General features: G+C 59.1%; 1 protein-coding gene. It reads right to left on the bottom strand.

Annotated features, from left to right (window positions below; translation table 11 throughout):
- On the bottom strand, positions 1 to 210 hold a 210-nt coding region (locus SB772_RS46030; RefSeq protein WP_410839275.1), incomplete at its 3' end, for a GAF domain-containing protein.
- Between the last annotated feature and the right edge of the window lie 22 nt (positions 211 to 232).

Raw genomic sequence — 232 nt, 5'->3', positions numbered from 1 at the left:
CAACTCTTCGGCGGCGTGGGCGCGCTCTTCGAGCAAGTGAAGCCGGTCTATGACCAGACCAAGGATCATCGCGTAGGTGCGCAGGAACTGGATCTCGTCGTCTCCGAATTCGCGCGGCTTCGTATCGTCTACCTGGAGGACGCCATAAGGGCGGTGGCCGGGAATGAAAATCGGCACATTAACCAGCGCCACAACCCCGGCCTGCTTCATGAAATCCGGAATGTCGAACCTG

Origin of the sequence: Paraburkholderia sp. SIMBA_030, assembly GCF_046535245.1 — a bacterium.
Lineage (GTDB): Bacteria > Pseudomonadota > Gammaproteobacteria > Burkholderiales > Burkholderiaceae > Paraburkholderia.
The sequence above is the reverse complement of the archived record's forward strand: the minus strand, read 5'-3'. Positions and strand labels throughout refer to the sequence as shown.